Genomic DNA, 22054 nt, shown 5'->3' on the forward strand with positions numbered 1-22054 from the left:
AACATAATATTGCCGGTAACCCCTAATCCTTCTTGCAGTATCATAGCTTCGCTTGTTATACGAGATCTTGGTCCCAACCAGCCAAATCATGTTTAAGCAAGTAGGGGGCGAACTGTTTAGTTGACGGGGTCCAAGCCCCACGGGCAGGAACGTTCTACCCCGGCTACCGTTATCATATATCGATATAAAAATTGTTCAACCAGAAATAACTGGCTGACCTTTATAATACGAACAGGGCAGGATAGTTCAAGAAGGTATTAGTAAATCTTTTGACGAAAATATAAAGAGCTTAGTAAGAAGTGCTTAAATACTATCTGATATTTAATAAAAAACAGGAAAAAACTAACTGCTAATAACTTTAGGGGGAAAAATATTGAAACAAACATTACTGATAATCGATGCTCAACAGGAATTAATAGAAGGTAATAAAGAAGAACAAGGAGTCTTTGAGAAAGAAAAAATCGTTAATAACATTAATACTGTAATTGAAAAAGCGATAAATGAAAGTATCTCCGTTGTTTTTATAAGAGATTTAGATGTTTCAAATGGAGAAGGACCTGGATTCCAGATACACAGGGATATTAGAGTACCATCAACTGCTATTATATTTGATAAAGCTGCCACAAATTCGTTTTATGGCACTCCATTACACGAACATTTAAGTAAAAACAATGTAGACCATATTGTAATAATGGGATGTAAGACGGAACATTGTATTGATACAGCTGTCAGAACAGCAACAATCAATCATTTTGATGTAACATTAGTTGGTGATGGACATTCTACTTCTGATTCCAAAAACTTATCTGCAAAACAAATAATCCTTCATCATAATGAAACCCTTCACGGTCACTATAATGTAGACAATTTTTCACTTGTTAGAAATACTAATGAAGAATTGTTTAAACCTGTTCACAATAATTACCGATAATAATCATCTTCAACTAAAGGGTGCTTTACTTCATTATCAGGAGCTGATCAGCAGCTCCTTTTTGTATGAAAACACTTTAGTGAAAGGCCATACTTAAATAAGCCCACCATATTCTAATTTTTTTGAAGGACGTAAATGTACTATGTCGTTATTTTAACTGGTTATGCAGTTTGTTGTTCAGATGGATCGATTGTATAGCCTTTCTTTTTTAGGTATTCGATCATTTTTAATTCTTTGTTATTTTGTTTTTCTTCAAGATAATTTGAGCCTAGTTCTTGATAGGGTTCCCCTGTTTTTAAGATGTTGTAAGCAATCGTTAGTAGTAAATGAGCAGAAGCGATTCGTCCCTTCATTTTTCCCTGCCGTTTGGTAATCCTTTTTCGATGTGAAGCAATTCGATTATTTTGTCTTGATGTCGCTAGTACACATTCTACAGCCATCGTTTTCAAAGCTTTGTTACCTTGTGTGGTTTTACTCGTTTTTTTTTTACCAGCACTTTCGTAATTTCCAGGACTCACACCAGCCCAAGAGGCAAGATGTTTAGCTGACTTAAATACGGACATATCCACGCCCATCTCTGCAATAAAAGTAGCTGCGGCAGCTTTGTTCACACCAGGTATTCCATCCAATAATTCTACTTCCTTACGATAGGGGGACAGGAGTTGATCGATTTGTTTTTCCAATTCTTCTATGGCTTTTTCTAAATAACTCATATGCTCCCAATGGTAACGCAACATATCACGATGATGACGGCGAATACGTCCATTAATTGCACTGGCAATGTCCGTAATACTAGCTTTTGTTCGCCAATCCACCATTTTTCGAAGACCATCGGTCTCTATTTTTTCACCGTTTAGAATCGCTTCAAGGATACGGCGTCCCGATACACCAAAAATGTCTGATAGTACGGATGTTAGCTTGATATTAGCATCTTGAAGAATTTTGTGAATGCGATTCTGCTCGGATGTACGATGATGAATCAATTTTTTTCGATAACGAGTAAGATCCCGTAAATCACGAATATCCTCCGGTGGAACAAAATTGCTTTCAATAAGTCCGCATCTTAGAAGCTTGGCAAGCCATTCGGCATCTTTCACATCAGTTTTACGCCCTGGAACATTTTTGACATGCCTGGCATTGGCAAGAACAAGGTGAAAAGAATCTTCGAGAATATTCCATATTGGTTTCCAGTAGACTCCGGTACTTTCCATCACAACATCGGATACCTGAAGGGTAGTTAACCAATCACTTAAAGCCAAGAGTCCCGTTGTTGTAGTTGAAAACGTTTCAATAGAGGTCTTTGGCTTTTTATCTAATGGACCAAATAATACACAGGCTACTACTGTTTCTTGGTGTACATCTAGGCCAGCACACCGTTCAATCATTGCTTCCATAGGAGAATCACCTCAATAAAAGATTAACAATACATATGACAGGAGATTTGTTACAAAAATTTTTGTATACGTACTTGTAATACACTAAATGGTTCTTCAATACTGTCACAACCAGTTTCTTATACAGGGTATCTTCCTTAAGATCCACCAAAAAAAGTTCAGCCTGGTTGTATTGTTATCATCCATTATCGTCAAGGAGTTAAAGGGTTAGACTCTATTTTGAGTATAGATTTTCGTAGTAGATGGTGGCGGCGAGGAGCGCCGCCATAGGAGTTTCTTATGCAACTATAGGGGCAGGTTAGTCGAATTATATGTTATGATGGAAAAAATGGCTTTTTTTAGGGGGGTTAAAATGGTTACATGCTATTTGAAATATGTTATTGACCCATATAAATTAAATGAGTTCGAGGAATACGGTAAGATGTGGATTCGATTAGTTAATAAATTTGGCGGTACACATCAGGGTTATTTTCTTCCACATGAGGGTGCTAATAATATTGCTTATGCATTATTCACTTTCCCAAGTTTAGCAGCATATGAAGAGTACCGAGTAAAAATGGCATTGGATGCAGAATGTCAAGAAGCATATAATTTTGCAGAAGAGACTAAATGTATTTTAAGTTATGAGAGAAGCTTTATGCGTCCTATATTCGAATGAACATACATTAAAGTTGAAAAATAATCTATACATACCTTGTTAAGCTAACAGGTGCTTTACTTCAATAAGGGAGGTTGCTGCGGCAACCTTTTTCTTACGGAACTAACGGGGCAGGTTTAATTAATAAGAAAGATATTTTACTATGTCTATTAAATTTATATAAAATTTTTAGTATATTTCAAATGGAAGGGGAATATTTATGAAAACTATTGGTCTTATTGGTGGAATGAGTTGGGAGTCATCGTTAGAATATTATCGTATTATTAACGAAGAAGTGAAAACCAAATTGGGAGGATTGCATTCAGCCAAGTGCATTTTATATAGCGTAGATTTTGAAGAGATCGAACGCTATCAAGCTGAAGGCGATTGGGAAAATTCTGGTAAACTATTAGGGGATGTTGCTCAGTCTTTGGAAAAGGCTGGTGCAGAAATTATTGTAATTTGTACAAATACGATGCATAAAGTGATTAGATATATTGAAGAAAAAGTTAGCATACCTATTTTACACATTGCTGATTCAACAGCAAATCAAATTCAAAAGTCCGAAATAAGTACGGTTGGTTTACTTGGTACTAAATATACGATGGAGCAAGACTTTTATAAAACACGAATAGAGTTTAATGGTATTAAGGTTTTGATACCAAATGATGAGGATAGAAAAGTTATAAATAAAGTAATTTATGAAGAGTTATGTTTAGGGAAAATTCAACAATCATCAAGGGATTATTACAAAAAGGTTATCAAGAGTTTAGTTGATGATGGAGCTGAAGGAATAATATTAGGTTGCACAGAAATTGGATTATTAGTAAAACCTGAGGATTCAGAAGTGCCATTATTTGATACAACAGAAATACATGCTATTGAATCTGTTAATATGGCATTAGAAAAATAATTTGATTAGACACTGTACTTCAATTCTAGGTAAATCTCTTTTTCCTTATTCATCTAACAGGTGCTTTACTTCAATACCAGGAGCTGAAAAGCAGCTCCTTTTCTTATGGAACAAACGGGTCAGGTTAGTTGAAGAAGAAAAGTGTTAATAATTTATTTTTCTATAATGGTTCAAACTACTATCATGCAACCATACAGTTGCTTATACTCGATATATGAATTGGGACAAAGACTCTATATTCAAAGCACTTGGAGACTCGACTCGACGGCTAATATTAGACGAACTTTCTGAACGTAACGAGCAGACGTTGTATGAACTTACGGTACGTCTTATTACGAAGCACGACCTTTCCATTACGCGACAGGCGATAGCTAAACATCTTTCTGTACTGGAAGATGCAGGGCTCGTAAAATCAAAAAGAGAGGGAAAATATCGAGTAGTTATATTTAACAACGAACCACTTAAAAATTTGCTAAAAGGATGGATAGAGTAAGTTATTTTAAAAACTTCTGACGAATGTAGGGGTTTTTCTGCTTGGAGCCATTGTTTGCAGAGCACTAACGTGGTAAATATCAAAGGAGGCAAAACATTATGAAAATCATTGTTACCAGTATATTCGTACAAGACCAAGACAGGGCACTGGAATTTTATTCAGAAAAGCTGGGATTTGTAAAAAAGCATGACGTTCCCATGGGGAAATTCAGGTGGATTACGCTTGTTTCTCCCGATGATCATGACGGTACCGAGCTTTTACTCGAACCGGATGAGCATCCTGCCGCAAAGGAGTATCAAAAGAAGATATTTGCCGAAGGCATCCCAGCAACAATGTTTGGCGTTGCAGATATTCATAAAGAGTACAAACGATTATTGGAAAACGGCGTGAAGTTTACTATGGAGCCGACAAAAATGGGCGAAGTCACAATAGCTGTCTTCGACGATACATGCGGCAACCTTATTCAGATATTACAGAAGTAACTTTATGTAGAAATAGATGTAACCTAGTTCTAAACGGCTTTATTGTTATGTTTTAAGTTGGGTGAAGTGTTTTTATCAATAATTAAACAACTTTATGTTAACCCTGTCCTAATTTTAGGACGGGGTTATACATGTTTAAGGTTTAATGATAAATGACATTGTTGTAATTCTCCAATAGATATGTAATATTGTGAATAAGTTCAATTAAACTAACGAAGAGCGATTCTTTAATAAGGATCGCTTTTCTTATTGAACAAACGGGGCAGGATAGTTCAAGAGTGCATATTGATTTGTTCAACAATTGGTCCATATTCTTGAATAACTAATTGTGGAAATAATGGCAATTTGAGATGATTGTTATTAAGTTAAGGCAGTTTAATAACATCAGTAACTTTATTCAGAAATAAATGCTGTAAATAATGAAAATATAAAAAAACTTGGCGGGAGAAACAATATCTAAATGATTAAAGGGAGGAAGAAACTATGTCCAATAACGTAAGACCAAGAAGAATAATTTTAGATTTAGCAATTACTTTAGATGGTTTTATTGAAGGGGAAAATGGGGAAGTTGATTGGTGCATCATGGACTCTGAGATGGGGTTTATTAATTTCTTAAATCAAATTGATACTATTTTATATGGAAGAAAAAGCTACGATTTATGGGGACAATTTACTCCAGAAATTGAAGATATTGATACTGAAAAAGAAATTTGGGAATTAGTTCATAGTAAGGAAAAATATGTGTTTTCCAGAACGCAAAAAGGGACTGATAATAAAGCAATATTCATAAATGATAATATTCTTAAAGAAGTAAATAAATTAAAGAATAAGCCTGGTAAAGACATCTGGTTATATGGTGGAGCAAGTCTTATTACAACTTTTATCAATTTAGGGCTTGTTGATGAATTTAGATTATCTGTTCACCCTGTTATTTTGGGAGAAGGAAAACCGTTGTTTATTGATATAAAACAGAGGTTGAATTTAAAAATGGTTAATACAAGAACGTTCTCCTCTGGCGTTGTGCAACTAATCTATCATTTGAATGGGAATTAATAATATTGCACATTCCAAAGATAAAATACAATATAGGTAATACTCGATAGTAATTGTCACTACTTCAACAATCGGGCGCGATTCTTGAATAAGGTTCGCTTTTCTTATAGAACTAACAGGTGCTTTATTTCAATAAGGAAGGTTGCTGAGGCAGCCTTTTTCTTATGGCACTAACGGGGCAGGATAATTCATTAAGGAATGGTATAATGAAGGAAATTAACGAGGTGCAAAAATGCTTTTAAACGACTTTGTGAATGAGAATTTCCCAAACTTAGAACTTAGACCACCCTTGTTTTATAGTTGGAAAATCGGTATCCGTTTTGAGTTAGGTGTGGACTATGATAGTGAATATGCTTATGAAAATAGCCCATATCTACATCGAGTATATAAAAGGGCTATCACTTTATTTAAGTTCTTGCATTCTCATAACGATGATATTTATATCGTAGTTGACGTAAACGATTATGCAGATGGTTTTAAACATAAATCAAAAACTTTTTCGCGTTATATTAAAGAGAAATCGGTCCTATATGGGTTAAACCAAAAAACAATTCCTTATATTTTTCCTGACGATGATGAAGAAGGAAAATATAAAACTCATAGATTTACTTTAAAATGTAAAACTTCTGACTTCAAATACATTCCAATGTTAAAAGCAATCTGCAATCAGGATATGGGTATAAGACCAAGTATTTATAATAGCGTCTATTTTATAAACATCAACAGGAAAACTATATTTCACGTTTATGATGACAGGGGTTGTGATTTATTGGCAACCACGTCTGAAACAATAAGAGAGGTTTATGACAAATACAACGATTGGATATTAGATTACGACAGAAATGAAATAGACGAGATATTCAAATAAAGGATGTCTTCTTGTTGAACTTACGGGTGCTTTAGCTGAAAATCGGTGCTATTGGTAATTATATATGCTTACGATGCTGTTTAAGGAGTGAGATAAAATATTAAATTTACCAAACTTTTCAGAAGTGAAGATATTAAAACTATCTGTTCATGCATTGTTACTAGGTGTTTTATTAACTTTAGTTAGTTTAATTGTTAATGATGTTATTTCAATTGTTTTTCATGAAAGAATTACATTGAATTTATTTTTTATTAATTTAATTATGTTTTTTTGGGTTTTGTGGGCAATGCAAAATACAAAATATCAAAAATAATGAACTTGAGTTTAGTTAAATAAAGTATTTTTTATTCAGCTAACGGGTGCTTTAGCTTAGGATCGGAGCTGTCTTTAAAAGGCAGCTTTTTCTTTATGCAACTATCGGGGCAGGTTTGTTCAATAAAGCAGTGTATTGAAGCAAAGTGTTAAAATATATATTAGAAAATTAAGAGGTGGTATGGTGTGAAGAGAGTAGATGTTGTATATGCGTTAATTTATGACGAAATAACATAAAAAGTATTAATGGTTAATAATCAGCATTCAACTTGGTCACTACCGGGTGGGGCAGTTGAAATAGGAGAAACCTTAGAACAAGCTGTTATTCGGGAAACAAGAGAAGAAACAGGTTTAGTAATTGAAGTAGGAAGTATTATTGCGGTTAATGAGGTATTTTTTTCAAAACAGGGACATCACGGTTTAATGATTACATTTGGAACAAAAGTTATTGACGGAGAAATTACAATTGAAGACAAGAATGAAATTGCTGAGATTAAATGGGTGGACATAAATACTGCTAATAACTTAATGCCATACCATAGAGAAGGAGTAGAAAGATTACTAAAATCCTCGTCACCTTACACTTTTCAGGGTGAATGTTAATAAACAAATTTATAACATAGAATCTTAATCAACTAACAGTTGCGTTAGCTGAAGATCAGAGCTGTCTTTAAGGCAGCTTTTCTTTATGCAACTATCAGGGCAGATTAATTGAAGAAACCGACCAATAAAGGTCGGCTTTTTTCATACTATTTTAGCAGCAACCTCCGTAACCGCCCCCGTAACCATAGCCACCGCCGCCGTATCCACCAACAAAGCTAGCTCCAACAATGATTAAAAGTATAAACAAAACGACTATAAAGGCGAAACCTCCACCAAATCCAAAACCGTCGTCACATCTTGATTCACAACCTGACATACAGACATCTCCTTATTTGTTTTTAAGGAGGAAATTAATTAAATGGGTTATATCACCTTATGCTCTAATCAGGAAAATGACACAAGTTTATTGGATAAAATGTTGGGGGTACCTCTTATTGAATGTAAGCCGCACGGCATATAAACTGTGAGTCACTTTTTCTTGAAAGACAAAACTTAGGTTTTTTTTATCGAAGTGGTTTTATTGCAAATGTGCTTAGCTATTGCTTGTGCTATGGTGGTAACGTCAATAAAGGTAATTGGTATCCTAACTTTTTACGGAGTAATGATATACCTATTTAATTAGACGGGAAAACAAGAAGAATACCCTTTTATAGGGTCTTTTTTAGTTCTTTTCTTTATGGGCTATAGGGCAAGATAGAAGGACCATATATAGGACGTAAATAAAATACCCTTTTTCCGTACCTCCTAATACTCGCACCTTCATATGACCCACCCTAGGGCCTGCACAACTGCACTACGCGTAACGGCATACGGCATACAGCAAGACTACTTATCATAGGAGGTATGGACAAGGGTTAAGATATGATATGGTCACATACTCCAATCAGTGCACCTATCTCCACAAAGATATTGACCATCACATACCATCGCACTCAATCCACGTACAATGTAGGAGACGACTTTACGTATAATGAGAAAAAATGAAAAAATTCAATGAAATCAAGGGTTTAAATGTACGATAATATCTAAAATCATACTTTCAATAATATCCTCAAAAACGCCCTTGTTCCACTAACATGGCAGGAGAGAAGTTGATCCGGCATTATCAAAGCTGTTTCAGCGTGGTTTTATTGCCGTTGCGGAGTTTATTTCTGGATCTAGTTAAATACCCAAGAATTCACACGAAGCCTAACATATTATTTATTATTGTGTTTATAAAATAGAGGAGGAATTATGTTGTACACTGAATTACAATACCAATGGAATCAACCTCAACAAATAGAAAATGATGAAAGAATTATATTTGGAGGATTTGGCCCCGGAATGGGAATGGGAATGGGAATGGGATTTGGCCCCGGCATGGGAATGGGAATGGGAATGGGAATGGGCCCTGGAATGGGAATGGGCCCTGGAATGGGAATGGGCCCTGGAATGGGATTTGGCCCTGGGATGGGATTTGGCCCTGGAATGGGAATGGGCCCCGGCATGGGATTCGGCCCTGGAATGGGATTCGGCCCTGGAACGGGATTTGGCCCTGGAACGGGAATGGGCCCCGGCATGGGATTCGGCCCTGGAATGGGATTCGGCCCTGGAACGGGATTTGGCCCCGGCATGGGATTTTGAAGATTTGGTTTCCCGGCATGGGTATGGGTATTGAGAAAGTCAGTTAACATTAAATTAACGAATTATATCTAGATGATGTTGTCCAAAAGAAAACTTTTGGGTAGCGTTTATGCTTTAATTTTTTTATCTAGCTTATTAAGCTAACGAGTGGCGTTGGTTCAAGAAGAAGACCAACTCAAAGAGAAATATGGTTTAGCGTTTCTTTTTATGATTGTAATACGAGTGGAAAATAACGAAAAACCCGCAATGTATTTACAGAAAAACATTATAGATTTTGCTAGTTTAATTCAAGCAGAAATCCATTTTGATTTATATATATTTAGTTAAAAGTGAGCATTTATGATTTTTCAGCAAGAGCGTATTAATGGTTAGGAAGTTTCTTTAGGGCAATTTAAAGGTGAGGGACCTTATTATCAATGATATTGAGAAACTTCTATAACTGTAAATTGAATATAATATTTTACGCTTGGATTTTATTCCAGGCGTTTTATTGTTCATTAAATAGCTGTGTAGTGAAAGAATGATTTAAGCGGAATGTGCTATAGCCAGTTTAAATAGTATAAGCAAATAGAATAATGGGTAGAGGTAATACAAATGAACAATTATTTGTATTACAAAAGATGGGGTGTCGTTATGGAGGAAAATAAAAAACTGAAATCCGAGCTAGGCAGTAGGGCAGTAGATGTTATTGAAAATGTAGCAGGAACATTTCCTGGGTATCGGCGCGCGCATGCAAAGGGGAATGGCTATGAGGGGGTTTTTACCCCTAACGGAAAAGCGGCTCCAATAACGGTGGCAGCGCACCTTCAGAATGAAGCAGTGCCGGTAACTATTCGTTTTTCAAACAGCTCCCCAATCCCCAGTCATCCTGATGCACTTTCACCTGTAAAGGGAATGGCTGTCAAGTTTCAATTGCCGGACGGAGAGGTGACAGATCTTATCACTGTGACCATTCCGCTATTTTTTGCAAAAACACCGGAAGCGTTTGTTGATATTGTCGACTTTTTCAAATCTGCAAAAGATGGTTTTCCAAACCTAAAAGAGCTTGCAACAATATTTATAAAATACCCAGAATGCAAAGCGAGTCTTCAAATGCTAAAAGAAATGCGGTCACCTGCCAGTTTTTCAACGTGTCAGTACTATTCTATTCATGCATTCTATTTCATTAACGCGGATGGAAGACGTCAGGCCATCAAGTATCAGTGGGAACCAGATGCCGGTCTGAGTATGCTGGCAAAAGAGGAAGTAGCCATGCTTTCGTCAGATTATTTGAATGAAGATATGAAAGAGAGGCTCCAACAAGGTCCAATAGGCTTTAAATTGAACATCCAATTAGGAGGAGAAAATGATCCAACTGATGATCCAACCGTGGTTTGGTCGGAAGATAAACAGGTAATCACGGTCGGGCATTTATCCATTACAAAAAAATTGGATTCTTTTGCAGATAATTTACTGTTTGATCCAACTAATATCACCGCTGGAATTGAGTGCTCGGAAGATCCGATCTTACATTTTCGCCATAGAGTATATGCCGTTTCATATGATCGTCGCACACATAACCAATGAATGAATTCATGAAAAAGAGAAAATCCTTACTAATGGGATTTTCTCTTTTTTTCGTGAGTCTACATTTTCCCTGATCTAAAAATAGTATAAAGCATTAGTAAGAACATCAGGGTTGCAACGACAAATCCGATTTCAATAACTGGTATTTTCCAAAGAAGAAGAGTTTCCCCTCCTATTGCTGAGCCGATAATGAGGCCGACCATGATTATGCTAAAGGCAAGCAAGATAATACTGAAAGACAACCGGTTCGAGATTTGATCAAGTTTATGTAAAAATACCTGAAGCTCGGGGATATTGATATCTAATCGCAATTTTCCTTTTTTAATAATACCGGTTACTTCTCTAATATCCTTCGGAAGTTCGGCCATGGCTTCTGCAGTCTCGACAAATTGATTCCAAGTGTTCTTAGCGATGTTCTTTGGATTATAGCGTTCTTTTAACAACCTTTCTCCAAAAGGTTCAGCAGCCTTCATAATACTGAAATGAGGATCTAATTCCTCGATAATGGCTTCCATAGTAAGCAGAGCCTTACCTAGCATCGTAAATTCGGGAGGGATTTGGACATGGTGCTGATTAGCAACTGTAAAAAGGTCATTGACCGCTCCGCCTAAGCTAATCTGACTCAATGGGATGTCATAATATTTAATTCGCAATTCATCAATATCATATCTTAACGCAATCATATCGGTTTCGTCTGTAAGAAGGCCCATATCGGAGAGTGTCTTAATCAGTCCATTGGTACTTCCCCGTTTTAGATTGATGACAAGTGATGCGAACTGAAATTTCATCTCATCCTCCAAACGCCCTACCATACCGAAATCCATGAGTGCGACGATATTCCCCGGCAATATGACGATATTGCCAGGATGAGGATCGCCGTGATAAAAACCATCAATTAAAATTTGTTGAAGCATGGAATTCGCTAATCTTTCCGCTATTTTTCGACGATCATAGCCTTCATCATCAAGCTGCTTATAATGATTGATCTTAATGCCTTGAATAAAGTCCATGGTTAAGACTCTTTTTGTTGAAAATTCCCAATGAATCCTTGGTATCTTAATCCCTTGATTATTCATGAATTGTTTGGCTATTTTTTCCCCGTTTCGCCCCTCGGAGTTATAATCGAGTTCTGCCCGCAGTGATTTAGCGAATTCATCAATCATTTTTCTGATTTGGTATCGTCTCCCCCAAGAAATGCGTGCTTCCATCAGTCTTGCTAAATCATCGAGAATTTCCAAATCCGTTTCCACTGTCGGCAGAATATCAGGCCGCTGAACTTTGATTGCTACCACTTCCTGTGATGGCAGCCGTGCAACATGAACCTGCCCAATCGAAGCAGTTGCAAGAGGGAGTTCATGAAATTCGAGAAAAAGGTTCTCTAAAGAATCACCCAATTCATCTTCAACAATCTTTCTTACCTTATCAAATGGAAAAGGTGTGACTTGGTCCTGCAATTTTTCAAGTTCACGGACAATTTCTTCCGGAACGAAATCACGCCTTGTACTTGCAATCTGACCAAGCTTTATGAATGTAGGACCCAAGCTTTGTAAAATCGTATGCAACCGCTCCCCGATTGAACGAAGGTTCAGGTTTTCATCGGGTTGTAGTTTCGAAGCGGATTTGCTTTCAGATAATCCCAAACGGTATATGAAATAACCAAAGCCATTTTTCAAAAAGGCATTAATGATCTCCTGGTAACGTTGTGCGTGTTTCAGTCGCTTGCCAAACATTCAAGTTCCTCCAGATCACGGTTGTATGTTTTGGTTTTTTTGCTCTAAAATTACTATCCGACGTTCTAATTCCCGAACTTCTTCTTTGGTTGCCAGATTCAAACCATTAAGTGCTTGATTGACCTTAGCTTTGACGGACTCATCCAGTTGTTTTTGGGCTAGTTCACCTTTTTCAACCCATTGTTTAATAAGAACTTTAGAGTCTTCTTTACTGATATCCCCTTTTTTCACAAGAGAGTCAACTGCTTTTTCAATTTGTTCTTTTGTAGCAGCGGCAGCACCTAAGCCTAAGGAAAACACATTTTTTAATAAGTCCATTTTTACATTCCTCCAATATAAGATTTTTTACACTGTAAGAAAGATAATAGTGGGTGCTCTTCACCCTAGTTAAACCATGATGTTTCTATTATCATACATCATTAAGGACTACTACTAAAATATAATGGGTCTTATTGATTGTTGATTGTTGATAATAAAGTAAAAAATATGACAAATATTTTAGCGATGTGTTTGAAGAGAAGCTGTTTGGATATTATGATAGGAAAAAAGTTTGTAGCGAAAGAGAGGGAAATATAATGAGTTTTACCAAAAAAACAGTGATTATAACAGGTGCTTCTAATGGAATAGGGAAAGGCGTCGCAAAAGAATACGCAGAAAATGGTGCTTCGGTCGTTCTGGCAGATTTGGACGAGCAGGAGGGTGTACGGTTTGTAGAGGAACTCAAAAAGAAAGGGTATGAAGCGTTATTCGTAAAAACGGATGTTCGGAAGGAGGCTGACATCCTTCATTTGATGGACGTTACTCGAAAAACATACGAGACAGTTGATATATTAATTAATAATGCAGGGAAAGTTTTATTCAAATCTCTATATGATCTGACGATTGAGGAATGGGACGATATGATGAATACGAATTTGCGAAGCGCTTTTCTTTGTTCCCGGGCGGCAGCAACATATATGCGAGATAATGAAATGGGAGGGGCAATCATCAATTTGGCATCAACAAGAGCAATTATGTCAGAGCCGGATTCGGAATCCTATGCCGCAACAAAAGGTGGAATCGTTGCTCTGACTCATGCACTCGCCGCTTCGTTCAGCAAAGAGAATATTACGGTTAATTCGATTTCACCGGGGTGGATTGAAACGGGGGATTATGAAGCGCTAAGTGATAAGGATCATAAACAGCATTTTTCCAATCGTGTTGGCAAACCAGAAGATATTGGAAGGGCCTGTCTCTATTTGACAGCATCAGAAAATGATTTCGTTACCGGTGTTAACCTTATTGTCGATGGCGGGATGACAAGAAAAATGATATACGAGGAATAACCCTATTTTCTTCGATAGAGATATTGCAGTTCAGTTCCGAGCTCCCGGTTGAGAAGCTGTTTCATTTCTTCAAGCTCTTTAGTGCCAATAAGGTAATCTGCAGCTGTCCATTGAATGGTATAAAGAAAATAGTAATCTCTTATTTTTCGGAAAATAACAGGAGAGTTCGGAAATTAATCGAAAATCGCTTTGATATTATAGCGTCTCATGTAGACCCACTTAACAAGTTACATCTAGCTATCCATCCTTTTCAAAGACCGACCTATGACTGTCAAAGTGGCAGCCATAGGTCCAGTTCTTATTTATCGTTGAATAAATTGAATAAACCTTTCGCTATACTGCCTTCGTCAGAAGATCCGCCATTTTGCGGCATAGCAGCAAATACACGGCTGGCAAGACGGCTGAACGGCAATGATTGTACCCAGACGGTCCCTGGTCCTTTTAGAGTTGCGAAAAATAAACCTTCGCCTCCAAATAAAGCCGTTTTTACTCCTTTTACGAACTCGATATTATAATCCACGCCGCTAGTCATAGCCACTAAACAGCCTGTATCAACACGTAAAACCTCACCTGCAGCCAATTCCTTTTTATGGATCGTGCCACCAGCATGAACGAAGGTCATTCCGTCGCCTTCAAGTTTTTGCATGATGAAGCCTTCACCGCCAAAAAAGCCTGTTCCTATTTTTCTTTGAAACTCAATTCCGACAGATACACCTTTGGCTGCTGCTAAGAAAGCATCCTTTTGACAAATGATTTTTCCGCCGAGCTCACTCAAATCCATGGGAATGATTTTACCTGGATACGGTGAAGCAAAGGAAACGCGTTTTTTATCATACCCTTCGTTTGTAAAAGCGGTCATGAAAAGACTTTCTCCGGTAAGAAGTCTTTTACCAGCACCAAAAAGCTTCCCCATCATTCCGCTATCACTACTTGATGACCCATCACCAAAGATAGTTTCCATCTTGATTTGATCTTCCATCATCATCAAACTTCCTGCTTCGGCGATTACTGTTTCTTGAGGATCTAATTCCACTTCTACAAACTGCATATCATCACCATGTAATTTGAAGTCTATTTCATGATTGTTCATTTACTATTCCTCCAATCTTAACTATTTTTATTGTAAAAGATATTCTATAAATCTGCCAATATTTTTCAATCTATAGCTGGGACTTTTCTATATCTTTTATTTTCAGGGATATATCGAGTAAAATGAAAATATTAAAACAGCATGACACTGAAGATGAAATAGATCTTTTTGTGTAGGAGGAGACAACGATGGAGACGTATATATTATCATTGGACCAAGGAACAACAAGCTCTCGGGCCATTTTATTTAATAAAAAAGGTGAAGTTTTGCATATTGCCCAAAAGGAATTCACCCAATATTTCCCGAATCCTGGATGGGTAGAGCATAATGCCAATGAAATTTGGGGTTCTATTTTATCAGTCATCGCTTCCTGTCTATCGGAAATGAATGTAAAGCCGGAACAGATTGCGGGAATCGGTATAACGAATCAACGGGAAACGACGGTGGTTTGGGATAAGGAAACAGGACAGCCTGTTTATCATGCAATCGTTTGGCAATCCCGACAGACCAACGAAATCTGTGAGCAATTGAAGAAGGATGGTCACAGTGATTTATTTTTACAGAAAACGGGTTTGTTGATTGATGCTTATTTTTCCGGGACAAAGGTGAAATGGATTCTCGATCATGTAGACGGTGCTCGGGAAAAGGCAGAAGCCGGGGACTTATTGTTTGGCACGATTGATACGTGGCTGATATGGAAGCTTTCAGGTGGCAAAGCCCATGTAACCGATTATTCGAATGCTTCGAGAACGCTGATGTATAACATTCATGATTTGAAGTGGGACGAAGAGATTCTCGAAATTTTACAGGTGCCTCATTCAATGCTGCCGGAAGTTCGGCCTTCTTCAGAGGTCTATGCGAAAACTGTCACACATCATTTCTTTGGACATGAAATTCCGATTGCTGGAGCAGCAGGAGATCAGCAGGCCGCATTGTTCGGCCAAGAATGCTTTGAAAAAGGAATGGCTAAGAATACATACGGCACCGGGTGCTTTATGCTGATGAATACAGGAGAACAGGCAGTGAAATCTGAACATGGTCTGTTGACTACGATTGCATGGGGCCTTAACGGGAAAGTCGAGTATGCATTAGAAGGCAGTATTTTTGTCGCAGGTTCAGCAATACAGTGGCTTAGGGACGGATTGGAGATCTTGCAAGAATCGAAAGATAGTGAAATGTATGCAAAGCGGGTTACCTCAGCGGATGGGGTCTATGTAGTCCCTGCGTTTGTTGGACTTGGTACTCCTTATTGGGATAGTGATGTCCGAGGAGCGGTTTTCGGGTTAACAAGGGGGACTTCGAAGGAGCATTTCGTCCGGGCAACATTGGAAGCATTAGCCTACCAGACAAAAGATGTCCTTAGCGCCATGGAGGTCGATTCAGGGATTAACTTAAAGGCATTGAGGGTTGATGGCGGTGTTGTCAAAAACGACTTCTTGATGGGATTTCAAAGCGGACTCTTAAATGTACCTGTCGAAAGACCGGTCATTAGTGAGACAACAGCGTTAGGGGCAGCGTACTTAGCTGGACTCGCAGTCGGTTATTGGGGCAGTCAAGAGGAGATTTCTAAGCAATGGGCCGTCGATAAAACATTTGAGCCTGACATGGAAGAAGCGGTACGAAAGGATTTATATAATGGCTGGAAAAAGGCAGTTCAGGCCGCAAGGGTTTTTAAATAGAATATATAAGGGTATTAATAGATAGAGATAAGATATAGAAAGTCAAACCTATGAAAAGGGGTGGTTTTGTGATAGTTCAAGATTTCATGATCAGAGAAGTATATGTGGCCCGTCCGGATTTTACATTAAAGGAAATTTTGCGAATTTTAATAGAAAATAAAGTTGGCGGGGTCCCGGTTGTTGATGAACAGGATAAGCTTTTAGGGATGGTAACAGATGGGGATATCTTACGTTATTTGGCACCTGCAGAGGATGCGATAATGGGATATTTTACGTACATTACGATTCTTCCAGGTGAAAAACTGGATGAAAAGGTCACATCTAAGATGAATGACAAAGTATCGCAGATCATTAAAAATAAGAAAATCACAAAGCTATCCCCAAAAGATCCGTTGGATGAATTAATAAAGGTCCTTTCTAAGCATCATTTCAAGAAAATACCCGTTGTAGACGAAAATAATAAGGTTATCGGCATTATCAGTAGAGGAGATGCACTGCGGGCTCTTTATAAGGAATTCGTTCAAAATTTAGAGTAATAGATTGATGCATATAGTAGAGGCCTGCTCTAAATGGAGCAGGCCTCTTTGTGTACTGTATCTCTAATTAATAAATAAGGAAAATATCACGGAGTATTCTCAATTTCCTTGTCTTTATCAGATTCACCTTTTAATCTTTTTTCCTTTAACTTAAAATAGGCGTCCATTACGTCTCGGCCGATTCGTTTGTTAATATCGTCAGAAGGTTTGCCTTGATATACCCATGGCACGACGACAGAGAATGCCACTTCTGGATTATTGTGAGGTGCATACCCTGCAAGTGTTAGATTGATAGTATCGACTGGTTTACTATATTGATTTCTTCGCGGTCCATCATAAAAGGCTTGAGCAGTACCCGTTTTGGCAGCCGCACGGTAGGATTTACCGCCGAAATATTTATATGCCGTCCCGCCTGGCTCCTGGGCAACCTGCCTGAAACCTTCCTGGACACGCTGAATCCAAACATCCTTACCGCCTAATTCGTTCAGCACTTTGGGGCTCATCGATTTAAAGACGCTGCCCAATTGATTGTGTTCTTCGGAAGGGTTCCGGATTTCCTTGACCATCCGCGGCTCCAGCCTTTTTCCGCCATTTGCAATCGTTGATGCGTATTGTGCCAACTGCATCGGTGTATATGTATCATACTGCCCGATCGATAAATCCAGGAGCAACCCATCTTTTGACATGTCAACGCCTTTAAACCCGACCGATTCATTCGGCAGATCGATGCCGGTACGGACACCCAATCCAAATTGGGCATAATGGTTGCGCATGATCGCATAAGCTTCCCGGTTGATTCCGAGCGGTCGATTGGGAATATAATGCCCGCCGGCAATTTTGATTGCTGTCATGAACATAAATACATTCGACGATTTTTTTAACGCGGTGACATCCGTTACATAACCCAAATCGCTATAAGACCCTTTTGGTTTAGCCCTTGCTAACTGTAGTTTTCGGTCAAAAAAAGCTGACCCCGGTGAAATGGCTCCCGTTTGAAAACCTGTGTAGACCGTAGCCCCTTTAACAGATGATCCCATCGTATAGGAGGTCGTAATGTTTCCAAGGGCAAAATCGTTCATTTCAATTAAACCGGTTTTACTATTACGTCCGTATTGTTTACCGGCCATCGTAAGTACTTCGCCTGTGTTCGGGTCCATTAAAACAACGAAGGCACGGTCTAATAGGTAGGTATTTCCTCTAGCTTTCGTTCGGCGTAATTCTCTTTCAATGATATCTTCAACCGTTTGCTGCAGCTCCATATCAATTGACAGTACTAAGTCTTTTCCACTTTGACCTTCCGTGAGAGTTTCCGTTTTGATGACTTCCCCTTTACTCAGGACATTTTCAACCCGAGTTTTTTGACCGCGCAGGACATCTTCATATTGTTTTTCGATATAACTTTTTCCAACACGGTCATTCCTGGTATAGTCACGGGCTAGATAATAATCAATATTTTCACTTGGAAGACCTTCTTCAGAAGAAGAAACTTTGCCTAGTACCGAACGTAAAGTTTCGTCATACTTGTAGGTTCTTTCCCAATCGGTTGTCACATCCACGCCGGGCAATTCATCCAAATGTTCACTTACCCGGGCAAATTCATTTGTGGAAACCCCTTTATTCTTAACAATGGATGGGGTAAGGGCATAACCGCTATTGAATTCACGGAAGATGGCTATAACTTCCAATTCATCCTTGGTAAATTCCTTGAGATTATCTTCAGTGACTCGCTCTAATTGAAGTTTGTATAGATCTTTTTGTTCTAATTTCTTTTCGACTACTTTCTTCCTTTCGGCCTTGGTAATCAATGCTTCCGCTTTTTCTGGATTTTTTAAAATCCAAAAATCTTTTATATCTGGGTCTCTAACTTTTTTCGTATCCATTTTTATCAATGTAGCAAGAATCTCAGCTGTCTTCACCATATCAGCTGTTTTTGTATTCGGGTATTTCGTGTAAGTAATAGCATTGAGAGGATCATTATCAACAACTGGATTCAAGTTGCGGTCATACATCTTGCCACGGGGAACGGGGGTATTAGCCACATCATTTTCCGTTCGATCAACTTCACGGAGATAATCATCTCCATACACAATTTGGACGATCCCAAGTCTTATTATTAAGCTTGAAAATAAAATGAATATTAAAAAGAACATAAAGTTCAGGCGGAAAGGAATTGGGGTTTTTTTCTTTTTTTCTTTAGCCATTTTAATCATTCCTTTCTAGTAAAAGTAAAATAAAAGAAAATTCCTATCTCTAATGATATATAAAATTAACTATTTTTTCTATGCTTTATCCGTAAAATTATCTATATTACCAAAATATTGTTAAAGATATTAAAAATTCCTTGTATTCTAACAATTAGAAACGTTTAAATATATTAAATGATCTATTAATAATAGGTATAAAGGGTAGTAGAAAGGCTGTCGGGCGAACAGCCTAAAAAATCTGCAGGATGCAGATTTAAACCATTTATGCGGTGAAGAGAAAGATTGGAAAAAGACGTATGCTCTATAGAAAAAGTATGGTTTTTCATGTAATACGGAAGTTCAAATGGGAGGCGGAGAAAAAAAGATAAAGAAGAGGAGAAAATATATACTGTCTCTGGAACCGGTTTGTTCATCAGGGTATTTAAACCTGGTAGATTGCTGCTGTAAATAGACTATGAACAACCAGGATGTTGACCGTGCTTTCAGAGCTTACCACCATCGTGATGTTCGTTCTTTTGAATCAAGTGAATTCATAGAATATGGAACTCGTGATAGAAAATCATTTTATTTGTTGCTGATTCACACCGCCTTAAGTACGTTGATTTTTGTGACTTATAAATATGGCGATACCTAATTTACTTCATTTTTCCTTACAGGAGTTTGGTCTACTACACAGATTATCTCTTTGAAATATCCGCAAAGATCGAGCCACTTTTCAGGGTAGATATAGATAAACCGTTCCATCGTTTCAATAGAATGTAGCACAAGGCAATCAATCGTATCTGCCTTTTTATTTTGTAAATTAGAGAGAAGCACATGTGGGATGGTGTAATAAGGATAGAGCTGATAAGGATTTAGTATGACCGGGGAAATATTTTTTTCTTCTATATATTTGTCAGTCACAATCTTTTGGATTGCAAAGCTTTCATTCGTATGTAAATCACCGATCATGTAGTTTGGATTCATTAGTACAATGCCTCTCATTTCGCTTCACCCATTCTTTTTGCTAACCATTCTTGCCAAATGGAGGATGGGGTATTCAAAGTAAGAGGCGTGAAACTAGATAATTGACTTCAATTTATTGATGTTTTTGAGTTGCTGGATATTTTCGAGCACCTTGTTGGTCAAGTCCACCTTTTTTATAATTGGGAAGGTTTGTAAATCTTCGATGAAGCTTTCTATTGTAAACCAATCGATTGAAGGTAAAGGAAAGAAGGTGTGGTCGTTCCAGGCATCAAGTAGAGTGGGACTGTAAACTTTACATTCTATTGCAGAAGGTGTTTCAGAGGTGAAAATGGACTTCCAATAATCCTCCCGAGAACCGGTATGGTGAACTGCTTTTGCAAATTGCCCCACACCTTGAAAAACAGTTGGATTCTGAAAGAGAAGTTGATATAAGATTTTTCCAGTTTCAATACGCTGCTTCGGATCAGCAAAGCGCCCAACGGTTAGTCCAGTTAAGGAATAGAGTCTGTCTTGCTTTTTTGCATAAGGAAAGATAACCGTCGTAAACCCTAAAAGTTCCTGCAGCTGAAAATCGAGCCTTCTTAGGATTTCACCATGTCGGGTACGGTTAATTACCCTTTCCTGAAGCATTCTTTGTTCATTGATGATAAGAGCGGATGTTAATAGAGGTGAATGAGGTTCAGTTAAAAACGATTCCCATATCGGTGCCATGAATCTTGAAATATGAAAGATTTGTAGAAACTTTCTTAAAGAAAACTTTCTTCGTTTGGAATGTTCATATAAAAGGAGCTGTGGAAAGGAATCTGCAAAGACTGCTGAATTTGCGCGTTCGAGGAAAAGGAAAAATTTTTGCCGATCCTCTTTGCTGAAGAGATGGGTCATGGATGAACTCTTTAAATCAGTCATATGGTATCCACCGTTTCTGGAAACCATATGAGCTAAAAAAGACCAATGAACCTCGGGATTCCGCCTGTAATAGGAAAGATAGGCTTGAGTCCTTGTTACATTATTCCGGTTCATGGCAGCTGTCTCTGTACGTACGCTCTTTACTAGAGCCGTTTCCTCAGGCAAAAATGCTTTGGATTCATCTAAAGGGTGAAAAAGCTCTTTTTGTAATTGGGATTTTAGAGTGCCAAACCTTTCTGCATCAATAATCGGATTAGTTTTGACAGGTGGTTTGCCTAACAACTTCTGCACATATTGCGAGAACATACAATCACCACGAATGTTTTTTAATTATTATATGCAGCGCACCAAGAAAGGGCTTTGCCTTTGCATCGCCCTCAAATTGTTGACTGATGAAGAAATTTTATCGTCATCGATTACTTTTCTTCTTCTTTTCCCGGTTCAATAAAATATAATAAACTATCCAGAAAAGTAACACGGGAATGAATGATAGCGGTCTATACTGGACCGGAACGGCAAATAAGATGAATATGGATGAAAATAAAAAGGGTACCGCTAGGAGTATATATTTTCTCCAATGCATATGCTGAACCTCCTTAAGGTTGAGTCGTTCTTATAAGAATAAAGGATTATTCATTAATAATCTAGAAAAGTCACAATTGACAAAAATATACACCCATAGTAATCTTTAATCACAAGGTAAAAATATCCAATAATTTATAATAAATGGAGGCGAACGTCAT

At 37.8% G+C, this 22054-nt stretch carries 20 protein-coding genes and 2 pseudogenes; 14 read left to right on the forward strand and 8 right to left on the reverse strand.

Features of this window, described 5'->3' with window-relative positions; all coding sequences use genetic code 11:
* The first annotated feature begins 373 nt into the window (after positions 1-373).
* Positions 374-931, forward strand: coding sequence for a cysteine hydrolase family protein (locus RE409_RS05975; protein ID WP_201182092.1), 558 nt, complete (start codon positions 374-376; stop codon positions 929-931).
* A 161-nt stretch (positions 932-1092) separates the two neighbouring features.
* On the opposite strand, the gene RE409_RS05980 is transcribed toward RE409_RS05975, so the two are convergent.
* Entirely contained in the window at positions 1093-2325 is a 1233-nt protein-coding gene (locus RE409_RS05980) for an IS110 family RNA-guided transposase (RefSeq protein ID WP_309558694.1), read from the reverse strand.
* A gap of 352 nt (positions 2326-2677) precedes the next feature.
* Here RE409_RS05980 and RE409_RS05985 point away from each other — a divergent pair, with 352 nt between their 5' ends.
* The 7 genes from RE409_RS05985 to RE409_RS06015 all read left to right on the forward strand — a co-directional run bounded on the left by RE409_RS05985 (position 2678) and on the right by RE409_RS06015 (position 7686).
* The gene (locus RE409_RS05985) at positions 2678-2983 is read left to right on the forward strand and encodes an NIPSNAP family protein (protein ID WP_201182090.1); all 306 of its coding nucleotides are present in this window, start codon (positions 2678-2680) and stop codon (positions 2981-2983) included.
* Positions 2984-3182: 199 nt separating this feature from the next.
* Entirely contained in the window at positions 3183-3875 is a 693-nt protein-coding gene (locus RE409_RS05990; RefSeq protein WP_201221797.1) for an aspartate/glutamate racemase family protein, read from the forward strand.
* A 214-nt stretch (positions 3876-4089) separates the two neighbouring features.
* Positions 4090-4368, forward strand: a complete 279-nt coding sequence (locus RE409_RS05995) for an ArsR/SmtB family transcription factor (protein ID WP_201221795.1) — start codon at positions 4090-4092, stop codon at positions 4366-4368.
* 98 nt (positions 4369-4466) lie between these two features.
* Positions 4467-4850 (forward strand): VOC family protein, encoded by a 384-nt coding sequence (locus tag RE409_RS06000; RefSeq protein WP_201221793.1) that lies wholly within the window; start codon positions 4467-4469, stop codon positions 4848-4850.
* Positions 4851-5333: 483 nt separating this feature from the next.
* The gene (locus RE409_RS06005; protein ID WP_201221791.1) at positions 5334-5903 is read left to right on the forward strand and encodes a dihydrofolate reductase family protein; all 570 of its coding nucleotides are present in this window, start codon (positions 5334-5336) and stop codon (positions 5901-5903) included.
* A gap of 232 nt (positions 5904-6135) precedes the next feature.
* The gene (locus RE409_RS06010) at positions 6136-6771 is read left to right on the forward strand and encodes a DUF3885 domain-containing protein (RefSeq protein ID WP_201221789.1); all 636 of its coding nucleotides are present in this window, start codon (positions 6136-6138) and stop codon (positions 6769-6771) included.
* Between the two features lie 558 nt (positions 6772-7329).
* Positions 7330-7686, forward strand: coding sequence for an NUDIX hydrolase (locus RE409_RS06015; protein WP_201221787.1), 357 nt, complete (start codon positions 7330-7332; stop codon positions 7684-7686).
* A 199-nt stretch (positions 7687-7885) separates the two neighbouring features.
* Here RE409_RS06015 and RE409_RS06020 read toward each other — a convergent pair.
* Positions 7886-8002, reverse strand: a pseudogene (locus RE409_RS06020) (YjcZ family sporulation protein); the annotation flags it as partial.
* Positions 8003-8922: 920 nt separating this feature from the next.
* Between RE409_RS06020 and RE409_RS06025 the strand changes: the two are divergent.
* The 3 genes and pseudogenes from RE409_RS06025 to RE409_RS06035 all read left to right on the forward strand — a co-directional run bounded on the left by RE409_RS06025 (position 8923) and on the right by RE409_RS06035 (position 10875).
* Positions 8923-9309, forward strand: coding sequence for a hypothetical protein (locus RE409_RS06025; protein ID WP_309558696.1), 387 nt, complete (start codon positions 8923-8925; stop codon positions 9307-9309).
* A gap of 174 nt (positions 9310-9483) precedes the next feature.
* A pseudogene (locus tag RE409_RS06030) lies at positions 9484-9636 on the forward strand (DUF4279 domain-containing protein); the annotation flags it as partial.
* A gap of 306 nt (positions 9637-9942) precedes the next feature.
* Entirely contained in the window at positions 9943-10875 is a 933-nt protein-coding gene (locus RE409_RS06035) for a catalase family peroxidase (RefSeq protein ID WP_201221783.1), read from the forward strand.
* A 59-nt stretch (positions 10876-10934) separates the two neighbouring features.
* On the opposite strand, the gene RE409_RS06040 is transcribed toward RE409_RS06035, so the two are convergent.
* Entirely contained in the window at positions 10935-12605 is a 1671-nt protein-coding gene (locus tag RE409_RS06040; RefSeq protein WP_053344855.1) for an ABC1 kinase family protein, read from the reverse strand.
* 15 nt (positions 12606-12620) lie between these two features.
* Entirely contained in the window at positions 12621-12923 is a 303-nt protein-coding gene (locus RE409_RS06045) for a phasin family protein (RefSeq protein ID WP_201221781.1), read from the reverse strand.
* Positions 12924-13180: 257 nt separating this feature from the next.
* Between RE409_RS06045 and RE409_RS06050 the strand changes: the two genes are divergently transcribed.
* Positions 13181-13930: a glucose 1-dehydrogenase gene (locus RE409_RS06050; RefSeq protein WP_309558698.1), complete on the forward strand. Its 750-nt coding sequence runs from the start codon at positions 13181-13183 to the stop codon at positions 13928-13930.
* A 298-nt stretch (positions 13931-14228) separates the two neighbouring features.
* Here the strand turns inward: RE409_RS06050 and RE409_RS06055 are convergent, their stop codons facing one another.
* Positions 14229-15020, reverse strand: coding sequence for a TIGR00266 family protein (locus RE409_RS06055; RefSeq protein WP_053344859.1), 792 nt, complete (start codon positions 15018-15020; stop codon positions 14229-14231).
* 188 nt (positions 15021-15208) lie between these two features.
* On the opposite strand from RE409_RS06055, the gene glpK reads away from it, so the two are divergent.
* Entirely contained in the window at positions 15209-16699 is a 1491-nt protein-coding gene (glpK, locus tag RE409_RS06060) for a glycerol kinase GlpK (protein WP_201221777.1), read from the forward strand.
* Between the two features lie 68 nt (positions 16700-16767).
* On the forward strand, positions 16768-17235 hold the full coding sequence (locus tag RE409_RS06065) for a CBS domain-containing protein (protein ID WP_201182067.1): 468 nt from the start codon (positions 16768-16770) through the stop codon (positions 17233-17235).
* 86 nt (positions 17236-17321) lie between these two features.
* On the opposite strand, the gene RE409_RS06070 is transcribed toward RE409_RS06065, so the two are convergent.
* The 3 genes from RE409_RS06070 to RE409_RS06080 all read right to left on the reverse strand — a co-directional run bounded on the left by RE409_RS06070 (position 17322) and on the right by RE409_RS06080 (position 21602).
* A complete protein-coding gene (locus tag RE409_RS06070) occupies positions 17322-19436 on the reverse strand; it encodes a peptidoglycan D,D-transpeptidase FtsI family protein (RefSeq protein ID WP_201182066.1) in 2115 nt (704 codons plus the stop codon).
* Positions 19437-20069: 633 nt separating this feature from the next.
* Positions 20070-20405: a hypothetical protein gene (locus RE409_RS06075; RefSeq protein WP_309558699.1), complete on the reverse strand. Its 336-nt coding sequence runs from the start codon at positions 20403-20405 to the stop codon at positions 20070-20072.
* A gap of 93 nt (positions 20406-20498) precedes the next feature.
* A complete protein-coding gene (locus RE409_RS06080) occupies positions 20499-21602 on the reverse strand; it encodes a DUF2515 family protein (protein ID WP_309558700.1) in 1104 nt (367 codons plus the stop codon).
* Between the last annotated feature and the right edge of the window lie 452 nt (positions 21603-22054).

Origin of the sequence: Peribacillus sp. R9-11, assembly GCF_031345095.1 — a bacterium.
Classification (GTDB): Bacteria; Bacillota; Bacilli; order Bacillales; family DSM-1321; genus Peribacillus; species Peribacillus butanolivorans.

Excerpts from the sequence above, each read along its gene's own strand:
- RE409_RS06055 (WP_053344859.1), bottom strand. The coding sequence starts at position 15,020 with ATGAACAATCATGAAATAGACTTCAAATTACATGGTGATGATATGCAG.
- RE409_RS05980 (WP_309558694.1), bottom strand. The coding sequence starts at position 2,325 with ATGGAAGCAATGATTGAACGGTGTGCTGGCCTAGATGTACACCAAGAA.
- RE409_RS06005 (WP_201221791.1), top strand. The coding sequence starts at position 5,334 with ATGTCCAATAACGTAAGACCAAGAAGAATAATTTTAGATTTAGCAATT.
- RE409_RS06010 (WP_201221789.1), top strand. The coding sequence starts at position 6,136 with ATGCTTTTAAACGACTTTGTGAATGAGAATTTCCCAAACTTAGAACTT.
- RE409_RS06035 (WP_201221783.1), top strand. The coding sequence starts at position 9,943 with ATGGAGGAAAATAAAAAACTGAAATCCGAGCTAGGCAGTAGGGCAGTA.
- RE409_RS06050 (WP_309558698.1), top strand. The coding sequence starts at position 13,181 with ATGAGTTTTACCAAAAAAACAGTGATTATAACAGGTGCTTCTAATGGA.
- RE409_RS06040 (WP_053344855.1), bottom strand. The coding sequence starts at position 12,605 with ATGTTTGGCAAGCGACTGAAACACGCACAACGTTACCAGGAGATCATT.
- RE409_RS05990 (WP_201221797.1), top strand. The coding sequence starts at position 3,183 with ATGAAAACTATTGGTCTTATTGGTGGAATGAGTTGGGAGTCATCGTTA.
- RE409_RS05985 (WP_201182090.1), top strand. The coding sequence starts at position 2,678 with ATGGTTACATGCTATTTGAAATATGTTATTGACCCATATAAATTAAAT.
- RE409_RS06015 (WP_201221787.1), top strand. The coding sequence starts at position 7,330 with ATGGTTAATAATCAGCATTCAACTTGGTCACTACCGGGTGGGGCAGTT.
- RE409_RS06045 (WP_201221781.1), bottom strand. The coding sequence starts at position 12,923 with ATGGACTTATTAAAAAATGTGTTTTCCTTAGGCTTAGGTGCTGCCGCT.
- RE409_RS06075 (WP_309558699.1), bottom strand. The coding sequence starts at position 20,405 with ATGAATCCAAACTACATGATCGGTGATTTACATACGAATGAAAGCTTT.
- RE409_RS06000 (WP_201221793.1), top strand. The coding sequence starts at position 4,467 with ATGAAAATCATTGTTACCAGTATATTCGTACAAGACCAAGACAGGGCA.
- RE409_RS06070 (WP_201182066.1), bottom strand. The coding sequence starts at position 19,436 with ATGGCTAAAGAAAAAAAGAAAAAAACCCCAATTCCTTTCCGCCTGAAC.
- RE409_RS05995 (WP_201221795.1), top strand. The coding sequence starts at position 4,090 with ATGAATTGGGACAAAGACTCTATATTCAAAGCACTTGGAGACTCGACT.
- glpK (WP_201221777.1), top strand. The coding sequence starts at position 15,209 with ATGGAGACGTATATATTATCATTGGACCAAGGAACAACAAGCTCTCGG.